This is a genomic window from Variovorax sp. Soil_C_26, from assembly GCF_057657075.1.
Genome location: NZ_JBDGJC010000001.1, coordinates 71,067 through 92,755, shown reverse-complemented (window position 1 = coordinate 92,755; position 21,689 = coordinate 71,067). Strand labels below are relative to the sequence as shown.

Sequence of the window (21,689 nt, the reverse complement as noted above, 5' to 3'; positions counted from 1 at the left end):
TTCACTCCCTGCGCAGCCAGCCGCCGAATGCGCGGCTCAGCAAGCCTTCGCTGCGCGCGGCGCTCTTGAGTTGTGCGAGCGGCACGCGCAGCGTCTCGGCGCTGTCGGCTTCGTCGAGTCCCGCATGCGCCGTGGCCGCGATCTGGCCCAGGTTCTCGAACAGGTAGCGGCGCGAGGCCACGTGGTAGCCGAGCGTGCGCTCGGCCTGCTCGATGGCGCGCAGCACCAGCAGCGAGTCGCCGCCGAGATCGAAGAAGTTGTCGGTGGGCCGGATGTCGTTCACGTCGATGCCGATCACCGAGGCCCAGATCTGCGCGAGCTTGGCGTGCTCGGGGTTCAGCAGGATCTCCTCGACCTTGGTACCGGGCGCGGCGCCCTCGGACACCAGCGTCTTCGTCGGTTCGGCAGCCGCGAGCCGGCGCAGGTACAGCGCGCTGGGCGAGCCTTCTTCGGCCGCCAACGTGGCGAGCGTCGCCGCGGGCTGTTCGACCACGCGGTGCAGCACCTCGAGGTAGCGGTCGCGCAGCTGCGCACCGGTCTCGCGCAGGTAGATGTCTGCGTTGTAGATCAGCGCGCCCTCGAGCCCGTGCGGCTTGTCCATGAGCCACACGCCGATGTCGTCGGTGGCACCGCGCTGCATAAGGTGCAGCTGCCGGGTCTGCAGGCTGCCGAGCCGGCGTGCGCGGTCGCGTGCATCCTGGAACGAGAACATTGCCTGGTAGGGGCCGACCGAGCGGATGCGGCTGGCGAGCACGGGCTCGGCCATGAGGCGCTCGAAGGGCACCTGCTGGTAGTTCATCAGCGCCAGCAGCTCGCCCTTCACGTAGCGCATGAACTCGGGCAATGAAGCCGCTGCATCGACCGTGAGCGACACCGGCAGCACGTTGTTGAAGAAGCCCATCACATCCTCGGTCTCGGGCTGCTGGCGGCCGCGCACCGGGTTGGCGATGACGACGGTCTCCGAGCCGATGACGCGGCTCATGGTGAGCGCGTAGATGCCGAACGTCAGCATGCTGAGCGTCACGTCCATGTCGCGCGCTATCTTGCGCAGCTGCTGCGTGACCGCGAGGTCGACGCGGATCCACTGTGCACCGCCCTGGCCGCTCTTGCCCGCGCGGCGCGGCATGTCGGTGCGCGGCAGGCGCGGCATCGGTGCCTTGGCGAAGCGATCGAGCCAGAAGTCGAGCTGCGGCTGGAAGGCCGGCTCCTTCATCCAGCCGGCGAGCCACTCGGCATAGTCGCCGTGCGTGGTGGCGAGCGCGGGCAGGGTGTGCGTGCGCCCGCGTTCGGCCGCGTCGTAGATCGCCGACAACTCGCGCTGCAGCAGGTCGAAGGACCAGCCGTCCCAGACCAGGTGGTGCGGCACGAACAGGAACACGTGCTCGTGCTCGTCGAGCTGGAACACCGCCGCATGCATCATCGGCGCGCGGTGGATGTCGATCGGCTCGTCGGCGATCTCCTGCATGAGCTCGGCGAGTTCGGCCTCGCGCTGGTCGGCCGGCAGCTTGCGCAGGTCGATCACGGGCAGCGTGAAGTCGACCGATTCGGCGATCAGCTGCACCGGCCGGCCGGTGTCCGGATCGGTGCCCATGCGCGTGCGCAGCGCGGGCTGGCGGCGGATGATCTCCTTGAAGGCGGCGTCGAAGCGCGCGGCATCGAAGTTGCCGGTCAGGCGCTGTGCCGAGGGCGCGTTGTAGAGCGAGCGGCCCGGGTGCAGGTCTTCCATGAAGAGGATGCGCTCCTGCGCCGCCGTCAGCGGCGCCGTGGCGCGCTCGGGCCGGCAGGGCAGTGGCGCCTGGGTGCCGGCACCGGCGCGCTGCAGCCCGGCGATCACCACGGCCAGCCGTTCGGCCGTGGGCGCCTCGAACAGCGCGCGCAGCGGCAGCGTGACCTGGAACTCGCGGCCCAGCAGCGTCGTCAGGCGCGACGCCAGCAGCGAATGGCCGCCCATGGTGAAGAAGTCGTCCTGCATGTCGAGGCCGGGCAGGCTCAGCACCTTCTCCATCGTCTCGAGCACCTTGCGCTCGCAGTCGTTGCGCGGGCCGGCGCCGCGCCGCACCTCTTCGCGCGCAGCCGCCTGCGGCGCCGGCAGCGCCACGCGGTCGACCTTGCCGTTGGGCAGCGTGGGCAGCGACTTGAGCGCCACCACGTGCTGCGGCAGCATGAAGGCCGGCAGGTTTTCACGCAGGTTCAGCATCAGCGCGTCGAGGCCGAAGTCGACGCCCGGCGTGAGCGCCAGGTAGGCCACCAGCCGCACATCGCCGGGGCTGTCCTCGCGCGCCACCACCACCGCGCGCGAGACGCCCGGCACCTCGACGCAGCGCGCCTCGATCTCGCCCGGCTCGATGCGGTAGCCGCGCACCTTGAGCTGGAAGTCGAGCCGGCCGAGGTGTTCGATCAGCCCGTCGTTGCGCCAGCGGCCGCGGTCGCCGCTGCGGTACACCGTCTTGGCATGGCCGAGGATGCGCACGTTCACGAAGCGTTCGGCCGTGAGTTCGGGGCGCTCGATGTAGCCATGAGCCAGGCCGTCGCCCGCGATGCAGATCTCGCCCGGCACGCCGATCGGGCAGGGCTGCATCGCTTCGTCGAGGATCCAGATTTCGGTGTTGTCCACCGGAAGGCCGATCGAGACGCCGCGCGCCGCGACCACCTCGGGATCCACGCGCCAGGCGGTGGAGTAGACCGTGGTCTCGGTCGGGCCGTAGCCGTTCCAGAGCTCGTCGATCCGCTCGCAGAGCGCGAGCGCAAAACTCGGCCGCAGGGCCTCGCCGCCCATCCAGCCGCGGAAGCCGGGCGCGCCGGGCCACTGCGCATCGACCAGCAGCTGCCACATGCCGGGCGTCGCCTGCAGGAAGGTGATGCCTTCGTCCTGCAGCAACCTGGACAGGCGCACGCCGTCCATCGCGAGCTCGCGCTGCACCATCACGATCTCGGCGCCAGCCGCGAGCGGCAGCAGCAGGTCGGGCACCGCCATGTCGAACGACAGCGTGGTCACCGCCGCGATGCGGTCGGCGCTCGACAAGGCCGAGCGGCGATGCATCCACTGCAGCAGCACGGCGACCGACAAGTGCCGGGCGCTCACGCCCTTGGGCAGGCCGGTGGAACCCGAGGTGTAGATCACGTAGACGCCATCGTCGGGGCCGGCGTCCTGGTCGCTGGGTTCGAGCGGCGCGCCGGATTCCTGCTGCCAGGCGTCGTCGCGGTCGAACTCGAACACCGGGGCGCCCGAACCGCGCGGTGCCATGGGCAGGTCAGACGTGGTCAGCAGCAAGCAGAGGCCTGCGTCCTGCGCATAGTGGTCGAGCCGCGCCTGCGGAAAGGCGGGATCGAGCGGCACGTAGGCAGCACCGGCCTTGAGCACGGCCACCAGAGCGATCATCATCTCGAGGCTGCGCTCGACGCACAGGCCCACGCGCCGGCCGCGGCCGACGCCGCGCGCACGCAGCGCGCGGGCGAGCCGGTTCGACTGCGCATCGAGTTCGGCATAGCTGCAGACGCGCGCACCGTCGCGCACGGCCGGGCTGTGGGGCTGCTGCGGCACGCGCGCGAGAAAGCCCGCGAGCGCATGCGGTGGAAGTGCCAGTTCGACGGGCAAGGGCTGCAGCGCGAGCAGCGCCTGGGTCGCTTCGGGCGACAGCACATCGAGCCGGCCGATGGTTTCGGCGGGGTTGCACACGGCCGAGCGCAGCAGGCACTCGTACATGTCGAGCCAGCGCGCGATGCTGGCATCGTCGAACAGGTCGGCGTTGTACTGAGCCTCGACCATCAGCCCGCCGTCGATCGGGCGCAGGTTGAGGAACAGCTCGAAGTTCTCGTAGCGGCGCGCGATGGTGTCCTGCACGACCTCGAGATCCTGGAAGGCCTGGGTGCCGCCCGCCACGTCGGGGTCGACGTTGAAGGCCACGCTCACCAGCGGCAAGCGGCTGGCATCGCGCTGCAGCGACAGCTTGCCGAGCAGCGCGCCATAGGTGAGCGCCTGGTGGTCGAAGGCGTCGAGCACGGTGGTGCTGCAGTCGCCCACGAGCGCATCGAAGCGCAACTGCCCGTGGGCGCTGAGCCTGAGCGGCAGCAGGTTGACGCAGTGGCCCACCAGCCCCGGCATATCGCGTGCCACCTGGCCCGAGGCCGGGATGCCGATCACGAGGTCGTCTTGCGCGGTGAGGCGGTACAGCGTCGCCGCGAAGCCGCCGAGCAGGCCGGCGAACAGGCTCGCACCGGCCTTCGCGCTCATCGAGCGCACGCCCGCGACCAGCTTGCGGTCGAGCAGGCGTTCGGCGCGCCGCGACGCAAAGGTGCGCACGGCGGGACGCGGGCGGTCGACCGGCAGTTCGAGCACCGGCAGCGTGCTGCCAGAGAAGCGCTCGAGCCAGTAGTCCACGTGCGGCTGCATGTCGGGGTGCGCGGCCTCGGCGGCTTCACGGGCGGCGAAATCGGAATAGCTCGGCGCGGCCTTGAGCGGCGGGCCGTTGCCAGTCTGCTCGGCATAGAGCTGGCCGAGCTGCTCGGCGATGACCATCCACGACCAGCCGTCGCAGACGACGTGGTGCGCCGACATGACGAGCTCATGCTCGGTCTCGCCGAGCCGGTACAGCGCGGCGCGGAACAGCGGACCTTGCTCGAGCAGGAAGGGCGTGCAGACGGCTTCCTCGTGTGCGGCCTGCAGCGCTTCGGTGCGGGCCTCGGGCGGCAGGCCGCTCAGGTCGTGCCGGACGAGCCAGGTCTCGCCGCGCTGGCCCACGAGCATGCAGCTGCCGTCGGGCGAGATGGTGGCGCGCAGCGATTGATGGCGCTCGACCAGGCGTTCGATCGCGCAGGCCATGGCGTCGCCGTCGAGCGCGCCGCGAAGGCGCAGCAGCACCGATTCGTTGTAGGCGAGCGAGGCTTCGGTGCTCATGGTGGCACCGAGCCAGACTTCGCGCTGCGATTCCGTCGTGGGAATCACGCATTCGACGAAGCTGCTGGCGGCGGTGGGACGGAGAACGGCATTCATGCTGCGGCCTTTCCATGGAGGAGGGAGTTGCTGCCGGCGCCGGCGGCGTCGGGCACATACCAGAAGGGCTGACCATCGACGTCGCGGGCCAGGACGGAACCGTCTTCGTCTTGCGCCTTGCGGTAGTCGAAGCCCGTCACGACGCTGGCGCGGCGCGGCAGGAAGCCGGACTCCTGCATCTCGGCCACCGATTCCTTGAAGGCGCGCTGGATCAGCGCGATGTCCTCGGCGCTGTGCGCGCTGGTGAGGAAGCACGGGAAGTTGTCGAGGATGTGCACGCCGCGGCTGCGCATCATGGCGAAGAGCAGGTCCTGCAGCGGATGCTCCTCGAGCCAGCTCACGCGCCAGAGCGACGCGAAATGCCGCAGCGCGATGGGCGCGCCCACCTCGGCGCACCAGGCGGTGAGCTCGTCGGCCATGGCGGCGGTGTTGGTGGTCAGCGCGGATTGCAGCGCGGGGCCGCATTCCTTCAGGTGCAGCAGCGCGGCCTTGGAGGCGGCGAGTGCGAGCGGGTGCCGCACGAAGGTGCCGGCGAAGTAGGTCACGCCCACGCCGGGGATCGAGTCGTCGCCGTACGCCCAGGCCCCGCCGTCGAGCGCGTCCATGAAGCTGCGCTTGCCCGCGATCACGCCCACCGGCATGCCGCCGCCGATGACCTTGCCGTAGGTCGCAAGGTCGGCGCGCACGCCGAACAGTTCCTGCGCGCCACCCAGGCCAACGCGAAAGCCGGTGATGACCTCGTCGAAGATCAGGCAGGCGCCGTGCTGCGCGGTGATGGCGCGCACCTGCTGCAGGAACTCGCGTGGCTGGAAGTCGGGCCGGCGGCTCTGCACCGGCTCGACCAGCACCGCGGCAAGGTCGTCGGCGTTCTCGCGGATGAAGGCCAGCGCCTCGTCGGAGCCGTAGTCGAGCACGCGGACGTCGCCGAACATGCCGCTCATCACGCCGGGTGCGGCCGACAGACCCTTGTGGCCCTTGCCGGCGCGCACCAGCACTTCGTCGAAGGTGCCGTGGTACGAGCCGGTGAACACGACCACGCTGCTGCGCCCGGTGACGGTGCGCGCGATGCGCAGCGCCGCCATCACCGCCTCGGAGCCGGTGTTGCAGAGCGCGGCGCGGTCATTGCCCGTGAGTTCGCAGACGAGCGCCGTGACCTCGGCCGCAAGCGGATGCTGCGGCCCGATCTCGTAGCCGGCGTCGAGCTGGCGGCGCACCGCCTCGAGCACGAAGTCGGGCTGCCAGCCGAACATGTTCATGCCGAAGCCGTTGAGCACGTCGACGTATTCGTTGCCGTCGATGTCCCAGAGCTTCGAGCCCTTGGAGCGCTCGACCACGATCTGGTAGGTGATCTCCTTGGTCATCGGGCGGAAGCCGTTGACCACGCGCGGATCGGCCATGTGGGGGCGGTGGGTCTCGGTGAACGCCTTGCTCTTCTGCGTGCGCGCCACGTAGCGCCGCACGAAGGCCGCGAGCCGCGCCTTCTGGCGGCCGCTCGGCTCGGCGGTGCGCTGCGTGTGGATGCGCGCGATGGCGCCGAAGGCCTTGGCGACGTCGTAGCGCTGCGCTTCCTTCGGGGGCGCGGACGGGGCTTCGTCGGCGGCGGCTGGCGCGTGCGCTTGCGCGGCTTCGACCGGCATGGCCGCGGCGGCCACGGCCGACACCGCACCTGCGCCCGACAGCAGCGCGAGCTGCTGGCGCATCAGTTCCATCTGCTGCGCGACCAGTTGCGCGATCGGCGAGCCGGCCGCCAGGTCGATCGCCTGGGCTGGCGGCGTGGCCGGCGGCAGGGGCGCGGCGAGCGCAGAGGCCGCGGCCGGGGCGGGGGCAGCCACCACGGGCACGGCCTCGACCGGCAGGCTCTGGCGCAGGAACGCGGCGAGCGTGTCGAAGCTGCGGTAGTTCTCCATGAGCTGGCGAAAACTCACGCCGACCTTGAAGTGCTTCTTGATCTGCGTCGCGACCTGGGTCAGCGTCAGCGAGTCGAGGCCGAGTTCACCAAAGGCAGCCTGGCCTTCGGCCTGGGCCATGTCGACGCCCGAGATGTCTTCGAACAGCGCGCGCAGGCGCGCATCGATGGATGCGGCGAGCGCCTGCGAGGGCGCTGAGGCAGGGGTGATGGGTGGCGGGGACGCAGCAGCGGTCACGTTCGGCTCCTGGAACAAGGTGGGTGGGGCGGAGGAAAAGAGGGGGGAGGCAAGCGCAGGCGGTGCAGCGGCCGGCGCGGCCACCGCATTCGCTGCGGTGGTTGCGATGTCGACCCAGAAACGCTTGCGTTCGAAGGGATAGGTGGGAAGGCGCACGCGCTGTGCGCCGGCGCGCACGGCGAGCCGCGACACTTCGAGCTCGGTGCCGCAGGTCCACAGCCGCGCCAGCGCGAGCCGCAGCGTGCGGCACTCGTCGGCCGGCTCGCCGTGCAGCAGCGACATCGCCTCGCGGGCGCCGTGCTGGCGCGCCAGCGTGGCGAGCGTGTTGCGCGGGCCGACCTCGATGAAGAGCGGCCGCGCCGCATCGGCCATGGCGCTCTGCACCGCGGGCGAGAACTGCACGGTGCCGCGCAGGTGGCGTGCCCAGTAGGCGGGGCTGGTGGCCTCGGCGTCTTCGAGGCGGCGGCCCGTGAGCGTCGAGTAGATCGGGAGCGTGGGCGGTTGCAGCGCCACGTCGCGCACCAGCGCCTCGAACGGGGCCACGGCGGCGTCCATCATCGATGAATGGAAGGCGTGAGAGGTTTGCAGCAGGCGGCTCCCGATGTCTTCTTCCTGCAGCGAGAGGCGCAGCGTCTCGATGGCCTCGGAAGGCCCGGCCGCGACGCAGGCCGTCGGTCCGTTGACCGCCGCGAGCGAAAGCACGGGGCCGAGCCGGCGCGTGAGTTCGGCGGCGCCCAGGCGCACCGAGAGCATCGCGCCCGGGGGCTGCGCCTGCATCAGCGCGCCGCGGCGGGCCACGAGCCGTGCCGCATCTTCGAGCCGCATCACGCCGGCGATCACGGCGGCGACGAACTCGCCCACGCTGTGGCCGATCAACGCATGCGGCCGTGCGCCCAGCGAGAGCAGGCGGCGCGCCAGCGCGTACTCGATGGCGAAGAGGGCGGGCTGCGTGACCGACGTCGGCCGCAGCGCATCGGCATCGCCGCAGAAGATGCGCTCGCGCAGGTCGACGTCGAGCACGCCGGCGAAGGCCTTCAGGCAGGTGTCGAAGGCGGCGGCGAACACCGGGTCGTTCGCATGCAGCACGCGGCCCATGCCGACGTACTGCGCGCCCTGGCCCGGGAACAGCAGCACCGGCTGCGGCGCGCGCGCGTCAACCCGGCCGCTGGCCCGCCAGGGGCTGCCGTCGGCGCGCAGCGCGGCGATGGCCTCGGTCGTGTCGTGCGCGACGACTGCACGGCGAAAGGCATGGGCCTTGCGGCCGACGCCGAGCGTGTAGGCCACGTCGGCCAGCGGCAAGCCGGGCGTGGCCTCGAGGTGCGCCGCGAGCTGCTCGGTGGCCACGGCGAGCGCGGCTTCCGAGCGCGCCGAGAGCGGCAGAACCTGGGCACCGCGCGCGGCGCCCGAGGCGGGGCGCGGGGGTGCTTCCTCGACGACGACGTGCGCATTGGTGCCGCCCACGCCGAAGGCGCTGACGCCGGCGCGCCGCGGCTGGCCCGCCGTGCGCGGCCAGCGCTGCAGGCTCGGCGTGACGTGGAACGGCGTGCGCGCGAAGTCGATGGCCGGGTTGGGTTCGCTGTAGTGCGCGGTCGGCGGTATCAGCTCGTGGTGCAGCGCGAGCGCGGTCTTGATCAGGCCGGCGGCGCCCGCGGCCGTGACCATGTGGCCGACGTTGCTCTTGAGCGAGCCGAGCGTGCAGTAGCCGAGCGCATCGGTGTGCTCGGCATAGGCGCAGGTGAGCGCCTCGACCTCGACCGGGTCGCCCATCGGCGTGGCGGTGCCGTGCGCCTCGACGTACGAGATGCTGCGCGCGTCGACCTCGGCCGCCGCGAGCGCGGCGCGGATCACCGCCGCCTGCCCGTCGACGCTGGGCGCGGTGAAGCTGGCCTTGGCGCCGCCGTCGTTGTTGACGCAGGCGCTGCGCAGCACCGCATAGACCGTGTCGCCGTCGGCTTGCGCATCGGCCAGGCGCTTGAGCAGCACCACCGCGGCGCCGTCGCTGAAGACGGTGCCCTGCGCCTTCGCGTCGAAGCTGCGCGTGTGGCCGTCGGGCGAGAGCATCGAGCCCTCGTTGTAGAGGTAGCCGCTGCGCGGCGGGCAGGTGACCGACGCGCCGCCCGCGAGCGCCATGTAGCACTGGCCGGTGCGCAGCGCCTGGAAGGCCTGCGCCACCGCCACCAGCGAGGTGGAGCACGCGGTGTGGATGCTGACCGCCGGGCCGGTGAGGTTGAGCCGGTTGGCGACCCGCGTGGTGATGTAGTCCTTCTCGTTGGCCAGCATCACCTGGAACTCGCCGACCGCCTCGACCAGGTCGGGCCGGGTGGCGACGTGGCGCTGGAAGTAGCTGGCGTTGTACATGCCCGCGTACACACCCACCGGGCCGGGCGCGTCGTCGGGCACATAGCCTGCGCGCTCGAGGCATTCCCAGCAGATCTCGAGGAACACGCGCTGCTGCGGGTCCATCAGCGCGGCTTCCTTCGGGCCGATGCCGAAGAAGGCGGCGTCGAAGTTCTCGATGCCCTCGATCACGCCGCGCGCCCGCACATAGGCCGGGTCGCGCCGCAGCGCCTCGCTCACGCCCGCATCGAGCGTCTCGTCGTCGAAGAAGCTGATGGTGTCGCGGCCCGCGACGAGGTTGTCCCAGAACTGCTCGACGTCCGCCGCACCGGGAAAGCGGCCGGCGGTGCCGATGAGTGCGATGGCGTCGGTCATCCCGGCGGGGGCTGCGGCCGGGGCTGGCGTGGCGGGTACCAGGGCCTGCGCCTCGGCCGCTGGAGCCTCGAGCTCGGCCGCGATCGCGCCCGGCGTGGGATGGCGGAAGAAAAGGTTGGTCGACAGCCTGAGCCCGCCTTCGCGCTGCAGCTCGGCCAACACCTGCAGCACCCGCACCGAGTCGCCGCCGAGGTCGAAGAAGTTGTCGTTGCGGCCGACCTTGTCGATGTGCAGGGCATGCGCGAAGGCATCGCACACGCGCTGCTCGGCGGCGCTGCGCGCTTCTTCGAAGGGCTGCGCGAGTTCGGGCCGCTCGACCGCGGGTTCGGGCAGCGCCTTGCGGTCCAGCTTGCCGTTGGGCGTGACCGGCAGCTGCGCGAGCCAGACCTGGGCCGAGGGCAGCAGCGCCGCCGGCAGGCGTGCAGCGAGGTGGGCTCGCAGTGCCTCCCACGACAGCCGCTGCGAGCGCGCGACCAGGTAGGCCACGAGGCGCAGCTGACCTTGGGCATCGGGCCGCGCGACGACCGCGCAGCTCTGGATGGCGGGATGCGAGAGGATCGCCGTCTCGACCTCACCGAGCTCGATGCGGTGGCCGTGGATCTTGACCTGCCCGTCGCGCCGGCCGATGAATTCGAGCGTGCCGTCGGGCAGCCAGCGCGCGAGGTCGCCGGTGCGGTAGAGGCGCTCGCCGGGCGCGCCGAATGGGTCGGGCACGAAGCGCTCCTGCGTCAGCGCGGGCTGCCCGAGGTAGCCGCGCGCCAGGCCGTGGCCGCCGATGCAGAGCTCGCCCACGAAGCCGGCCGGTAGCAGCGCCATCGACGGGCTCAGCACGCGCAGCACCGTGTCGGTGATCGGGCGGCCGAGCGGCACCGAGCGAAGGTCGCTCGGCAGCGCCGCCGGAATGCGGTGCGTGGCCGCGAAGGTGGTGCATTCGGTGGGCCCGTAGCCGTTGCTGAGCACCAGGCCCGGGAGCGCCGCGAGCGCGCGCCGCACATGCGGCACCGACAGCGCTTCGCCGCCCGTGAGCAGGTGCGAGAGGCCCGCGAGATGCGCCGGGTCTTCGTCGATCACCGCGTTGAAGAGCGCCGCCGTCAGCCAGGCGGTGTGGATGCCGTGTGCCGCGATGGTCTGCGCGAGGCCGGCACCCGTGGGCACGCGCTCGCCGTGCACCACGCAGCAGCCGCCGTTGAGCAGCGGGCCCCAGATCTCGAAGGTGGCCGCATCGAAGGCGAGCGGCGCGGCATGCAGAACCGCGCGGCCCGGCGCCAGCTCGGCATAGTCCGCACCGACGACCAGGCGCAGGATAGCGCGGTGGCCGATCTCGGTGCCCTTGGGCGTGCCGGTGGAGCCCGAGGTGTACATGACGTAGGCGATCGATTCGCCGTCGATCGCGGGCGTCTTCCACGGGGCGAGGCCTTCGGCGGCGTCGGTGCCCTCGCTGCCGTCGAAGGTCAGCACGGCGTTGGTGGCGGGCACCAGGTGGCGCCAGTCCGGCGCTCCGATCAGCACCAGCCGCGCGCCGGCCTCGTCGAGCATGTGCGCGATGCGTTCGAGCGGGAAGTCCGGCGAGACCGGCACGTAGGCCGCGCCGGCCTTGAGGATGCCGAGCTGCGCCACCACCGCCGCGATCGAGCGGTCGAGCAGCAGCCCGACGCTGTCGCCCGCCTGCACGCCCAGGTGCTGCAGGCGATGTGCGAGCCGGTCCGAGCGCCGGGCGAGTTCGGCATAGCTCATGCGCTCGTCGCCCTGCGCCAGCGCCACCGCGTCTGGCGTGGCCGCGGCCTGGCGCGCGAAACGGGTCGCCACGGTGAGGCGCGGATCGAGCGGCGCGGGGGCGGTGTTCCAGGTGCGCAACTGCTGCTCGCGGTCGGCGGGAGGCAGGGTATCGATGTCGCCAAGGGGCGCGTCGGGACGCGCGAGCAATTTGTCGGCGGTGTGTGCGATGGCGGCGAGCAATTGCGTGGCCGATGCCGCGTCGAGCAGGCCTGCGGCCGCATCGAGGCGAAGGCATGGCGGCTCGGCCTCGGCGTCGAGCCAGAGCGAGAGCGGTACCTGGGCACAGGATTGGTCGGGGCGGCCACGAACCCAGAGCGCGGTGGGCGGCGAGGCTGGCGCGCTTGCCACGCCCGGCTCGCGCCGCTGCCGATCGATTGCAGCGAGCCAGCTGCCCGCGGGCTGGGCTGGATCGAACGCCGCCTCGGCGGTGGCGAGGCCTGCGGCCGCTTCCGCGCCCGGGAGCATTTCGTGCAGCACCGGCCGCTCTGCGCCGAGCCAGCGTGCCTGCAGCAGCAGCCAGGCCGCGGCAAGGGGCGTATCGAGCGTGTGTCCGGCGGCTACACGCTGTTGCAATCCCGGATGTGCGCCATCTCCCGCGAGCGCCAATGCGCTTTCGACGCGGTCCTCTGAAAGCTTCCTATTGAGGGGGGAAACGAAGAGGTCACCCAATGAAAGCGGGTGGATTTCGATTTGAGCCCGGGAAGCATTCTGGAGTTTCATGAAGAAGGCCTGGATCGGAAAATGGGTACCAATAACGCGGTCAGGAAAGCGCTATTGATGAGCGGGAAGGGCGGGTAGTACGTTTGGTCATATTTGGGTTGGCGATCCTATGGGTTTTGCCCCGCGGGGTGGGTGCGCATGTTCGCCAAGTTACAGTGTCGAATCGAACGTTACAAAGGAGTACTACCGGATATCGCCTGAACGGGGTAGCCATCGCCAACCTCACGCACTGCGGTACCTGAAAAAAAAGGGGGTCCCAACGGATCGCCTGGGTCCAATGTAGAAATCACAGGCTGTTCCTGCATGGGCGCTGCGCCCCCTTTTGAGGGGAGACAAGCGTCCCGCCGATTGCGCTGGTACCCATGACAAAGAGCCTGCCTCGGCCACGCGGAACTGGCGTACAACGCGCGCGCGTCGGGGTGAGCCGTGGCGTGCTCCGGCGGGCTGCACGGCCTGGCTCCTGTGCGCAGTGGCTCTGGCGCGACACCGGCAAGGACGAGAACTTTGGGTCTAGGGGGTTCTGGGTAGGACGCCGCTGTTTTTAATTTGACGGGCTTGTAACCGGATCAAAAATCACCCGCTAAAACTTCGAAGGCATGTAATTCTTGCGAAATTGTTGCCATTGCCGTCCCTCTTTCGAAGGAATCAAAATGTTTGGCGAAATCCTATTGCCTGATGTGAGACTGAAGCACTTCGGAACGTACTTCGAATGGGGGTCAACCCGACAGAGCGAGGCGATACATGCCAATGCCACGTATTTTGGGAACCTGGAATGGGCCCAGGAGTACCTGGATTTCTGCCACCGCGACGCACATTTCAGGAGCCGATGGCTCGCAGCGGCGGGCGACTGGACCGACAAGGTCGTGATCGATCTCGGCTGTGGGCCGGGCAATATTTTTGCGACGCTGGGTGGAAAACCACGCCTGCTGGTCGGTGTCGACGTGGCGCCCGGCTCATTGGAATTGGCGTCCAAATTGGGCTATACCGCGGTGCTCGCCGATGCCGCGCACACGCCATTTCGCTCGCAAGTGGCCGATATCGTGGCCATCAATGCGTCGCTGCACCACTGCGACGACATGGCCGCCGTGCTGCGCGAAGCCGCGCGGCTCGTCAAGCCGAATGGCGTGCTCGTGACCGATCACGATCCGCAGCTCAGCGCATGGGATTACAAGGGTCTGGCGAAGCTGATGTGGGATGCGCGGCTGTGGGTTTACCGCGCCACGCGGCACGGCTTTCACAAGACCGGCAGCCAGCAGTCGTGGGGGCTGCGCACCGAGGTGCATCACCAGCCCGGCGACGGCGTCACGCACGAGTTCTTCCGCTCCACGCTCGAGCCGCTCGATTTCGACGTGCGCGTCTATGCACACAACCACCAGGTCGGCGCCGAGGCGCTGAGTGGCGTGGTTGGCCCGGCGCAATTGAAGTACCGCATCGGCAATGTGCTGTCGGGACGCCAGCCTTCAGCGGCGACCAGTGCGCTGTCGCTGATGTGCGTGGCCACGCGGCGCGGTGAGGCGCAGGCGCCATCGCCCGGGTGAACCGCAATGAGCCAATGAACGAATAAACAGACCGCCGAAGGAGAAAACAAGATGCTCGCCAACCTGCAGCCGATGACCCCCAGCGCCTACCGGCGCAAGTTCCTGGACAACCAGGACGAGAACCTCTTCATGGGCTCGTTCGATAGCTTTGCCGATGCCGAGGCCGGTGCGCCCGAGTCGAAGCCGGTGGGCTACGACAACGCCGAGGCCGCCTGGGAGGTGTACAGCCACCAGATCTACTTCTGGGACTATCCCGGCCTGTTCTGGCTCTCGCGTTCGGTCGATGCGGGCATGCGGCGCGTGTTTGATCTGGGCGGCCACGTCGGCATCAAGTACTACGCCTTCAAGCGCGTGCTGCCGTACCCCGGCGGCCTGCACTGGACCGTGTGCGACGTGCCAGGCGTGGTGCAGACCGGCCGCGAGCTCGCAGTGCGGCGCGAGGCCACCGCGCAACTGGACTTCACCACCGACTACCGCGAGGCGAGCGGCTGCGACGTGCTGTACGTGTCGGGCAGCCTGCAGTACCTGCCGATCGGCATCGGCGAGATCCTCGGCGCGCTCGAGAGCAAGCCGAAGCGCATCGTGATGAACACCACCGCGGTCCATCCCGAGCGCACGATCTACACGCTCAACAGCATCGGCTTCGCGGTGTGCCCGTACCGCATCCAGCACGACGAGGAACTCTGGGCCGAACTGCGCCAGGCGGGCTACAAGCGCCGCGACGCCTGGCGCAACGAGGGCAAGCCCATCGAGGTGCCTTTCGTCGAGGGTGGCGACAAGCCGTACTACGCGGGCTGTTGCTTCGACCTGGCGGGTTGAAGCCCGCCAGCGCCGTAGCGGGGCGGCTCAGGCAGTCGGCTGCGGCATGCGTTCGATCTTCGGCAGCGCCGGATCGAGAAAATCCCATGCGTGCCCGCGCACCGCGTAGGTGACCACCTGCGGCCGATAGCGCGAGGGATCGTCGAGGCTCGCCGCATGCACGGCGATGTTGCCCGGCATGGCCGCGAAGGTCACATACACGGGCGAGCCGCAGGTCGGGCAGAACGCGCGCGTCTTCACGTTGCCGCTGTCGGCCACCGCATCCCACAGCGTCGCTTCGCCGCTGAGGCTGGCGCTTGCGCGGTCGAACGAGAGGTACGAGTTGTGGCCGCTGCCGCTCATGTGCTGGCAGTCGAGGCACTGGCAGTCGTTCTGAAAGATCGGCTCGCCGGTGATCTCGTAGCGGATCGCGCCGCAGGCGCAGCCGCCGGTGTAGGGGGAGGGCATGGCTTGTTTCCTTTTCAGCTCGTTCATTGCGTCGATGTCCGGCGCGTTGATCGCCGGGCGGTAATGCGCAATCTAGTTGGAGCGAGGCGCAAAGGGGGAGTAACAAGACCGTCGCGAATGGGGCGACGTCAGGCGCGAGTGGATGCGGGCGGTGGAGGATCGAATGGCGCGCGGGCGCTGATCCGGTTCAGTCGCCAGCGGGCGGACTGAATGGAGCGGGTGAAGGGAATCGAACCCTCGTATGAAGCTTGGGAAGCTGCCGTTCTACCATTGAACTACACCCGCAGCAGGCGCGGATTCTAACGTGTCTCCTCGGACATACCGACCGCCCTCGCCGCATTCGGACCCCGCGGCCAAGGCTGCTTCTGTTCGAGAACTCGTGAAAAATTGCGCGGTACGGCCAAGACTGTTAACAAAGCGGCCCCGGCGCAGCGAGCAGATTGCGTATCGTCTGGCGATGCCGTCCGACTACCTGCAAAAAATCCAGCGCGCCGAATTTCCGCTGCGGATCCAGGACCCCGCAGATATCGCTTGCGTCGCCGAGTTGCTTTCTGCAGGCCTCATCGATGGTTCCCTCGAGCATTCGCCCGCCGCTGGCGGCATGCCTCCGAGGCTCGCCGTCGTGCGGCGGATCACGCCCCTGGGCTGGTTCGATCTGATGCGTGCGCCGTGCACACCAAGCGCTGAGCGTTGCTGAGCCGTCGGCCCTCAAACCGGCCCATGCACAGCCCGCCAATGCCGTCCCGCCGGCCCATGCGCCGTCTCCCCATAGGCGTCGCCCATCGTCGCGCACAACTCGGCCACGCCGTGCGCGAAGTCGATGTGCGCCTGGTCGAGCGGCTCGCCGGCGTGGATGATGCCGAGCTCGGCCGCCAGCGCGGTGAAGTCGGCCTCGAAGTTGCGTGCGAGCTGCTCGGGTTCGGGCGTGTTCTCGAAGTGCAGGCGGGCCACCTCGGCCGGCGAGCGGTCGCCCACCACGCGCACGAGCGTCAGGCCCTGGTCGATCAGGAACTCGTGGTCGGCGCGCCCGCCAGCCAGGCGCGTCCATTCGGCGGCGAACATCGACGCCCATTCCAGGCTGGCGTTGCGCGGGATGAAGTCAGGCATGGCAGTTCCCAATATATAGTCCAAAAGTATACGTAAATTGACCGGTGTCCGGTGGGTATTCCAGGGGAGAAAGCGCAGCAGAGAACGGCATGGCGGGTGCGCGTCAGCGAAGGAACACATGCGTCATGAGCTGCCTGATCGGGTACTGGACCACTGTCTGCACGCGGGCTGGAAGTTCGAGCGGGCGCATCAGCATCTTGAGCGTCGCGCCCGCGCTCAGGTGGGTGCGGATGCTGCGGTTCATGCGCCGGCTGAGCCGCTCGATGTAGGCGGCGTCGCCCGCACGCTCGGGCGCCCGCGCGCGCGCCGCATGGCGCACGGCACAGTCGGCGTCCTCGCTCTTGAGCTCGAGGGTGCGGCGGCCGATGGTGCGCAGCACGCGGAGCCGGCCGAGCCCTTCCTGCGCGCGGTAGCGGCGGAAGAAGCGGTCGAAATGCTTGTAGTGGCTGACCTCGTCGCCCGCGATCCGGTTCGCAAGATCGCGCAGCGGGAGAAGTCCAGGTCCTCGACCTGCCAGTGTGCCGCCTCATGACCCGCCATGCACGCTCCTTGATCGACTCGATGTCAGCCGGGAATGGATAGGACGAAGCCGGGCGCGTTTGGTTCCGCCGCTGTGTTCAGGGCGCTGCCGTGCCAAGCGCAGCGGCCAGCACGTCGGCGAGGCCGCGGCCGGCGCTGCCGTCCGCATCGAGGCGCGGGTTGTAGATGGTGATCTCGATGCCGGCGGCCTTGCCGCTCGCCAGGGCAACCCGAAGCGCGGTCTCCAGCTCCTTCCAGGACAACCCGCCCGGCACGCGGAAATCGACGGCCGGCATGATCGCGTCTTCGAGGCAATCGGCGTCGAGATGGATGAAGAAGCCGTCCAGTTCCTCTCGCGTCAGGTGCGCGACCGCTTCGCGTGCAGCAGCCTCGATGCCCATCGCACGCACGGCGGGAAGGTCTATCGCCTTGAGCGCCTCGGGGAGTGGCTGGCTTCCGTACGCTGCCTGGTCCTCGTGATCGCGGTACGCGAAGGCCACGGCGTCTTCGGGACGGACCAGAGGACCGCGGCCTTCGAGGCCGGTCAGTTGCGGCGGGCCGTGGCCGGTGACGAGCGCAAGGTCCATCGAGGCGCCTTCGCCATTCGGTTCCGCCTCGGGCTGGAAGAAGTCGGCGTTGCCGTCGATGAAGAAAAGCCCATATCGGCCGCGCCGCCGAAACGCGAGCATCGAGCCCAGCAGGATCGTGCAATCGCCGCCCAGCACGACCGGGAATTCGCCCGCGTCGAGCACCGCTTTCACCGCGTCGGCGAGCACGGGCGACCATGCCGCGATGGCTGGGGCATTGAGGATGCCGGTCTCTTGGTCGGGCACAGGGTGCTTCGGTGGCACCGCCAGCCGCCCGGCGCGGCGCGCACCGATGCGCCTTGCAAGGTCGTGCCCCAGGAGCCGGTCGGGCAGGCGTTCCACGCCGTTCGTCGCCAGCCCCAGCGTGGAAGGGGCTTCGAGAATCGCAAAGGAAAGGATCGGCATGAGCACCTCCGTTGGCGGCTGCCTTGCGGAACAAGTCACTGCAACCATTCTGTGACCATCCGGCCCAGGGCGAAACGCTTCGACCTGTCGTCCGCGAGGCTGCTCTGCGCGCGCCTGCCGGGGACAGTGGCCAAACCTATAATCGCCGGTCCAGCAAATCAAGCAGCCGGGCCGGTTCGCCGCAGTGGGTTCGACACGGGGTCGCCATCGCCGCGCCGCCCCGACGGAAGACGACGAACCCAAAGATGAGCCAGCCCACAATCACGGTCGCGGACATCCGCAAGACCTTTCTCGATTTCTTCGCCTCCAAGGGCCACACGGTGGTGCCTTCGAGCTCGCTGGTGCCGGGCAACGACCCGACGCTCATGTTCACGAACTCGGGCATGGTTCAGTTCAAGGACGTGTTCCTCGGCGAAGACAAGCGCCCCTACGTGCGCGCGGCCTCGGTCCAGGCCTGCCTGCGCGCCGGCGGCAAGCACAACGACCTCGAGAACGTGGGCTACACCGCGCGCCACCACACCTTCTTCGAGATGCTGGGCAACTGGAGCTTCGGCGACTACTTCAAGCGCGATTCGCTCAAGTGGGCGTTCGAGCTGCTGACGCAGGTCTACAAGCTGCCGGCCGAAAAGCTCTGGGCCACGGTCTACATCGAGGACGACGAGGCCTACGACATCTGGACCAAGGAAATCGGCCTGCCGCCCGAGCGCGTGGTGCGCATCGGCGACAACAAGGGCGGACGCTACATGTCCGACAACTTCTGGATGATGGCCGACACCGGCCCGTGCGGCCCGTGCTCCGAGATCTTCTACGACCACGGCCCCGAGATTCCCGGCGGCCCGCCCGGCAGCCCGGATGAAGACGGCGACCGCTACATCGAGATCTGGAACAACGTGTTCATGCAGTTCGACATGCAGCCCGACGGCTCCGTGAAGAAGCTGCCCGCGCCCTGCGTCGACACCGGCATGGGCCTTGAGCGCCTGGCCGCGATCCTGCAGCACGTGCACAGCAACTACGAGATCGACATCTTCGATGCGCTCATCAAGGCGGCCGCACGCGAGACCGGCGAGCAAGACCTCGCCAACAACTCGCTCAGGGTGATTGCCGACCACATCCGCGCCACATCGTTCCTGGTGGCCGACGGCGTGATCCCGTCGAACGAGGGCCGCGGCTACGTGCAGCGCCGCATCATCCGGCGCGCGATCCGCCACGGCTACAAGCTCGGGCAGAAGAAGCCGTTCTTCCACAAGCTGGTGGCCGACCTGGCCAGGCTCATGGGCGACGCGTACCCCAAGCTCGTGGCCGACGAGAAGCGCATCACCGACACGCTCAAGGCCGAGGAAGAGCGCTTCTTCGAGACGCTTGCCAACGGCATGGAGATCCTCGACGCGGCGCTCGCTGGCGATGCGAAGACGCTGCCGGGCGAGGTGGCCTTCAAGCTGCACGACACCTACGGCTTTCCGCTCGACCTGTCGGCCGACGTGTGCCGCGAGCGCGGCGTGAGCGTGGACGAGGCCGGCTTCAACGCGGCCATGGAAAAGCAGAAGGCCGCAGGCCGCGCCGCAGGCAAGTTCAAGATGGACCGCAACGTCGAATACGGCGGCGCCGGCAACGTCTTCACGGGCTACCAAAGCCTGGAAGAAAACGCCAAGGTCGTGGCGCTGTACTTCGAAGGCGCCCCGGTGCAGGAACTGAAAGAGGGCCAGGCCGGCATCGTGGTGCTCGACACCACGCCGTTCTATTCGGAAAGCGGCGGCCAGGTCGGCGACCAGGGCGTGCTCGTGGCCGAGGGCGTGCAGTTCGGCGTGGACGACACGCAGAAGATCAAGGCCGACGTGTTCGGCCACCACGGCACGCAGACGCAGGGCACGCTCAAGGTCGGCGACGCGGTGCGGGCCACGGTCGACACCGCGCGCCGCGCCGCCACCATGCGCAACCACTCGGTCACGCACCTGATGCACAAGGCGCTGCGCGAGGTGCTGGGCACGCACGTGCAGCAGAAGGGCTCGCTGGTCGATGCCGACAAGACCCGGTTCGACTTCGCGCACAACGCGGCCGTCACGCACGCGCAGATCCTCGAGATCGAGCAGCGCGTCAACGCCGAGATCCTGGCCAACACCGAGACCCAGGCGCGCGTGATGGACATGGAAGCGGCGCAGAAGACCGGCGCGATGATGCTGTTCGGCGAGAAGTACGGCGAGACCGTGCGCGTGCTCGACATCGGCTCGAGCCGCGAGCTCTGCGGCGGCACGCACGTGGGCCGCACGGGCGACATCGGCCTGTTCAAGATCGTGAGCGAAGGCGGCGTGGCCGCCGGCGTGCGCCGCATCGAGGCGATCACCGGCGCCAACGCGCTCGCCTACACGCAGTCGCTCGAGGCCACGGTGCAGAGCGTGGCCGCCACGCTCAAGTCGCCGCCGGCCGAGCTGCAGGGCCGGCTCGCGCAGGTGCTCGAGCAGGTGAGGGCGCTCGAACGCGAAGTGGGCGCGCTCAAGGGCAAGCTCGCTTCGTCGAAGGGCGACGAGCTCGTGGCGCAGGCGGTCGACGTCAACGGCATCAAGGTGCTGGCCGCCAAGCTCGACGGCGCCGACGCCAAGACGCTGCGCGACACCATGGACAAGCTCAAGGACAAGCTCAAGACCGCCGCGATCGTGCTGGCCGCCGTCGACGGCGACAAGGTGCAGATCGCGGCCGGCGTCACGGCCGACAGCACCGGCAAGGTCAAGGCCGGCGAGCTGGTCAACTTCGTGGCCCAGCAGGTCGGCGGCAAGGGCGGCGGCAAGGCCGACATGGCCATGGCCGGCGGCACGAATGCAGCGGGGCTTGCAGCCGCGCTGCAATCGGTGCAGGCCTGGGTCGCCGAACGCACCTGAGGCCGCAGCAGCAGCAGCAACAAGCACTTCATGCAAGGCGGCCCCGTCCCAGGTGAAGTGCTCGTGATGGGCGCCGGCACGATCGGCTGCTTCATCGGCGGCAGCCTTGCGGCGGCGGGGGTGCCGGTCACCTTCGTCGGCCGTCCGCGCGTGCTCGACCAGCTTGCCGCGCATGGCCTCACGCTGACCGATGTCGATGGCGGCGCGCCGCGGCGGCTGCCGGCCGCATCGCTGCGGTTATGCGGGCAGGTGCCCGTGGGCGCACGGCCGGCGCTGGTGCTGCTGTGCGTGAAAAGCGGCGCCACGGCCGCGGCCGCCGGGGAGCTCGCGTTCTCGCTGCCCGCGGGAACCACCGTGTTCTCGCTGCAGAACGGCATCTCGAACTGCGCCGAGGCATCGCTGGTCGGCCCCTCGCTCAACGTGCGCGCCGGCATGGTGCCCTACAACGTGGCCGAGATCGGCCCCGGCGCGTTCCACCGCGGCACGCCAGGCCGGCTGGCGGCCGAGGACGACGCGACGCTGCGGCCCTGGCTGCCGGTGTTCGAGCGCGCCGGCGTGCCGCTCGATCTGGTGGCCGACCTGCTGCCGGTGCAGTGGGGCAAGCTCATGCTCAACCTCAACAACCCGGTCAATGCACTCTCGGGACTGCCGCTGCGCGAGGAGCTGATGCTGCGCGGCTACCGCCGCTGCTTCGCGTCGCTGATCGACGAGGCGCTCGGCGTGCTCGGCGCCGCGGGCATCGCGCCCGCGCAGGTGGCGGCCGTGCCGGCCGAGCGGCTGCCGATGTTGCTGCGCCTGCCCGACTGGGTGTTCCGCATCGTTGCGGCCCGCATGCTGCGCATCGACGCCAAGGCGCGCTCGAGCATGGCCGACGACCTCGCGCTGGGCCGCCGCACCGAGATCGATGCGCTCAGCGGCGAGGTGGTGCGGCTCGCACTGGCGCAGGGCCTGAGCGCGCCGCGCAATGCGCGCATGGTCGCGCTGCTCGAAGCCTGGCCGCAGCAGCCGAAACGCTGGAGCGCGCGCCAGTTGCAGGACGCACTGGGTTTGTAGGC

At 69.5% G+C, this 21,689-nt stretch carries 11 protein-coding genes and 1 tRNA gene; 5 read left to right on the top strand and 7 right to left on the bottom strand.

The annotated features are described in order from the left end of the window. Position 1: 1 nt before the first annotated feature. Positions 2-4,990: an amino acid adenylation domain-containing protein gene (locus AC3A6G_RS00395; RefSeq protein ID WP_487861540.1), complete on the bottom strand. Its 4,989-nt coding sequence runs from the start codon at positions 4,988-4,990 to the stop codon at positions 2-4. Further along, complete coding sequence (locus tag AC3A6G_RS00390; RefSeq protein WP_487864388.1) at positions 4,987-12,342, bottom strand: hybrid non-ribosomal peptide synthetase/type I polyketide synthase; 7,356 nt, start codon at positions 12,340-12,342, stop codon at positions 4,987-4,989. The genes AC3A6G_RS00395 and AC3A6G_RS00390 overlap by 4 nt, the downstream gene beginning before the upstream one ends. Positions 12,343-12,992: 650 nt before the next feature. Between AC3A6G_RS00390 and AC3A6G_RS00385 the strand changes: the two genes are divergently transcribed. Together AC3A6G_RS00385 and AC3A6G_RS00380 are read left to right on the top strand one after the other, a co-directional pair. Further along, positions 12,993-13,880 carry a class I SAM-dependent methyltransferase gene (locus AC3A6G_RS00385; protein WP_487861538.1) on the top strand — a complete coding sequence of 296 codons (888 nt, stop codon included), beginning with the start codon at positions 12,993-12,995 and terminating at the stop codon, positions 13,878-13,880. 51 nt (positions 13,881-13,931) lie between these two features. Next, positions 13,932-14,699, top strand: a complete 768-nt coding sequence (locus tag AC3A6G_RS00380) for a TIGR04325 family methyltransferase (protein WP_487861537.1) — start codon at positions 13,932-13,934, stop codon at positions 14,697-14,699. Positions 14,700-14,726: 27 nt separating this feature from the next. Here the strand turns inward: AC3A6G_RS00380 and AC3A6G_RS00375 are convergent, their stop codons facing one another. Together AC3A6G_RS00375 and AC3A6G_RS00370 are read right to left on the bottom strand one after the other, a co-directional pair. Further along, a complete protein-coding gene (locus AC3A6G_RS00375; RefSeq protein ID WP_487861536.1) occupies positions 14,727-15,146 on the bottom strand; it encodes a GFA family protein in 420 nt (139 codons plus the stop codon). A 211-nt stretch (positions 15,147-15,357) separates the two neighbouring features. Beyond that, positions 15,358-15,431: transfer RNA gene (locus tag AC3A6G_RS00370), tRNA-Gly, on the bottom strand. A gap of 172 nt (positions 15,432-15,603) precedes the next feature. Between AC3A6G_RS00370 and AC3A6G_RS00365 the strand changes: the two genes are divergently transcribed. Further along, positions 15,604-15,843, top strand: a complete 240-nt coding sequence (locus AC3A6G_RS00365; RefSeq protein ID WP_487861535.1) for a hypothetical protein — start codon at positions 15,604-15,606, stop codon at positions 15,841-15,843. Between the two features lie 11 nt (positions 15,844-15,854). Here AC3A6G_RS00365 and AC3A6G_RS00360 read toward each other — a convergent pair whose 3' ends face one another. The 3 genes from AC3A6G_RS00360 to AC3A6G_RS00350 all read right to left on the bottom strand — a co-directional run bounded on the left by AC3A6G_RS00360 (position 15,855) and on the right by AC3A6G_RS00350 (position 17,764). Beyond that, positions 15,855-16,253, bottom strand: coding sequence for a hypothetical protein (locus AC3A6G_RS00360; protein WP_487861534.1), 399 nt, complete (start codon positions 16,251-16,253; stop codon positions 15,855-15,857). Between the two features lie 103 nt (positions 16,254-16,356). Next, positions 16,357-16,632: a hypothetical protein gene (locus AC3A6G_RS00355; protein WP_487861533.1), complete on the bottom strand. Its 276-nt coding sequence runs from the start codon at positions 16,630-16,632 to the stop codon at positions 16,357-16,359. A 238-nt stretch (positions 16,633-16,870) separates the two neighbouring features. Further along, complete coding sequence (locus tag AC3A6G_RS00350) at positions 16,871-17,764, bottom strand: arginase family protein (protein WP_487861658.1); 894 nt, start codon at positions 17,762-17,764, stop codon at positions 16,871-16,873. A 245-nt stretch (positions 17,765-18,009) separates the two neighbouring features. On the opposite strand from AC3A6G_RS00350, the gene alaS reads away from it, so the two are divergent. Both alaS and AC3A6G_RS00340 read left to right on the top strand, forming a co-directional pair. After that, entirely contained in the window at positions 18,010-20,634 is a 2,625-nt protein-coding gene (gene alaS / locus AC3A6G_RS00345; protein WP_487872816.1) for an alanine--tRNA ligase, read from the top strand. 30 nt (positions 20,635-20,664) lie between these two features. Then, a complete protein-coding gene (locus tag AC3A6G_RS00340) occupies positions 20,665-21,687 on the top strand; it encodes a 2-dehydropantoate 2-reductase (protein WP_487872815.1) in 1,023 nt (340 codons plus the stop codon). Positions 21,688-21,689: the final 2 nt, after the last annotated feature.